This is a genomic window from Mucilaginibacter sp. P4_G9 (assembly GCF_056400985.1).
On record NZ_JBFUKF010000529.1, the window covers coordinates 1 to 2,886 of the forward strand.

At 40.9% G+C, this 2,886-nt stretch carries 3 protein-coding genes; all 3 read left to right on the top strand.

The genetic code is table 11. The features are described from left to right. The first annotated feature begins 319 nt into the window (after positions 1-319). On the top strand, positions 320-925 hold the full coding sequence (locus AC1DPZ_RS24860; RefSeq protein ID WP_477408537.1) for a TetR/AcrR family transcriptional regulator: 606 nt from the start codon (positions 320-322) through the stop codon (positions 923-925). A gap of 292 nt (positions 926-1,217) precedes the next feature. Then, entirely contained in the window at positions 1,218-2,354 is a 1,137-nt protein-coding gene (locus AC1DPZ_RS24865) for an efflux RND transporter periplasmic adaptor subunit (protein WP_477408539.1), read from the top strand. A gap of 152 nt (positions 2,355-2,506) precedes the next feature. Then, on the top strand, positions 2,507-2,886 hold a 380-nt coding region (locus AC1DPZ_RS24870; RefSeq protein WP_477408541.1), incomplete at its 3' end, for an efflux RND transporter permease subunit.

A 2,886-nucleotide genomic window follows, 5' to 3' on the forward strand; every position in this document is an offset into this window, starting at 1 on the left:
TATGTCATTGCGAGGCACGAAGCAATCGCATGCTATACAGAGCGGACCTGTACAGTTCGCGATTGCCGCGCTGCGCTCGCAATGACATGGTTGTTGTGAGCCCCTAAAGCCAGCACGTCATCCCCATTTTTTCCAGGATTATCCTGGTGGTTACTCGCAATGACGCGCGGAATTGCGCTTCTCCTGATTCTCAACTCTTAATTCCTCTCCCGTCTCCTGACAATTAGATGATCTCAATTTTACAAAGCGATGGTACTATGGAGCAATAAACAGTTATATATTTGCTTAACGCTGTTAAATCATTTATCGCGTAAATAAAATGGCCAGTAAAGAACGTATTCAACGCTTAAAAGACGAAACCAGGATCAACATCCTGGATGCCGCGCTCCATATTGTAAAAGAGGAGGGATGGCAAGCGTTAAGTATGCGCAAAATTGCCGATGTAATAGAATATACGGCACCTATCATATACGAGTACTTTGCCAATAAAGAGGCTATCCTGCTTGAACTTGCCCGCAAAGGCTATCTTATTTTAGCGCAGGATTTGAGGACGGCTCATGAAAAACATCGCTTACCAGAAAAACAACTGGAAGCCATGTGGCTTGCTTATTGGAACTTTGCCTTTGCCAACAAGGAGCTTTACCAGATCATGTTTGGGGTAACTACAAATTGTTGTTGCGAGGAGATCAATAAGCTCGAAGAATCAGTAATGCCATGGGACCTGTTCACCGATGTGATTGGAAAAGTAATGCATATTGATAACCCTGCTTCTGATATCATCTGTACTAAATATTACACCTTTTGGTCGGTTGTACATGGTTTGGTATCTATCAACCTGTTAAGCCGCGGTTCATCAGACGATATTAATCGCCAGGTACTAACGGATACCATTACTGGCATCATCAAATCCATTAAACCGGATTAATTTTTTAACATAATTTTAACATCGTTAAACCATTTAACACTGTTAAGTAAACAAAAACAAATAACATCATCATGGATCTTAACTTTTACATAACATTAATAAACAGCATAAAACTATCTGATGCTACTAAATCTGCAAAGCACCATTAGCACAGCTAATTTTTAATTATATGGTTATCATTTAACCTTATTGCACACATATAATAATAACAAGAAAACAATTAACTCAATATATAACAACCGGCCGCAAGGCTATTTTTCACAAATCATCTATCACTTTAAAATTAATCATCATGAAAAGTATCACATTAGCGCTCTTAGCACTTACATTATATGGTTGCTCGCCCAAGCCGCAAACGCAGCAGGCGCCACCTCCACCAGCATTACCTGTAGCAAGTATAACATCAGGTAATCAAACAACTTACCAGGAATATCCTGCATCTATAGAAGGCACTGTTAACGTAGAAGTAAGGCCGCAGGTAAGCGGTGCATTAGACAAAGTATTTGTTGACGAAGGCGCCTTTGTAAGCGCTGGTCAGCCTATATTTAAAATAAACGATCAGCCTTACCGCGCAGCATTAAACAACGCTCTTGCAAGTCTGCATGCTGCGGAAGCTGCCCAGGGAAACGCACAACTGGAAGTAGATAAATTAACTCCATTGGTTGAAAACAAAGTAGTTTCTGATTACCAGTTAAAAACAGCAAAGGCGGCTTTCCAGGTTGCTAAAGCCAATATCGAATCGGCTAAAGCAAATGTATCAACCGCACAAATCAATTTGGGTTATACCCTCATTAAAGCACCTGTAAGCGGTTATATAGGTCGTTTGCTTAAAAAACAAGGAAGTTTAGTTACTCCGCAGGATGTTGAAGCATTAACACAGCTATCTGATGTACACGATGTGCATGTTTACTTCTCTTTAGGCGAAAAAGATTTTGTAAGTTTTAAAGAACAATATCCCGGCGAAACTTTGAAAGACAAGCTGAAACATTTACCATCAGTATCATTATTATTAGCTGATGGCAGCGAATACGCTAAACAAGGTAAAATAGATGTGATTGACGGCCAGTTTGATAAAAACACCGGCGCTATCACCATCAGGGCAAACTTTGCCAATCCGGATGGTTTACTACGTGCCGGCAACACCGGTAAAGTGCGCCTGAGCTTACACCATACCGATGCCTTGATTGTACCGGAATCGGCTACTGTTGAAATGCAGGATAAAGTATTTGTTTTTGCCCTTGCAGATAGCAACAAGGTGAAAAAAGTACCTATCAATATCATAGGCAAAAGCGGCGAAAACTACCTGGTTAAGGATGGCCTTAAAGCCGGCGACCAAATTGTGTTAAGCGGTATGGACCACTTAGTTGAAGGTACGGTAATAGCGCCTCAAAAAGCTGCCGATAAGGTTGCTGCTGTAGTTAATAAATAAGAATCAAGAGTTAGAATTTAGGTAAAAGGCGAAAGGCCAAAGGTGAAAGGTTTAATTGGTTGCCGTTTGTATCGTTCAATTACGAAATGATAAATAGCGTCTGATAAATCCGAAGTCAAAATTCCGAATTCCGAAATTAAAATCACAAAATCATGTTTCAAAAATTTATAGRAAGACCAGTACTCTCCACAGTGATCTCCATATTATTGGTGATAGTTGGTGTACTTGGTTTAACAAAACTGCCCTTAGAGCGATTCCCGGATATTGCCCCTCCGGCAGTATTGGTATCTGCTGTTTACCCGGGCGCTAATGCCGAAACTATTTTACGTTCTGTTACGCCTTCATTAGAAGAAGCGATTAACGGTGTGGAAAATATGACCTATATGACCTCAACCGCCAGTAACGACGGTTCGTTGGGTATCACCGTTTATTTTAAACAAGGTACCAACCCCGATCAGGCGGCTGTAAACGTTCAAAACCGTGTTTCACAGGCTACAAGCCAGTTACCTGCCGAAGTTGTGCAATATGGTAT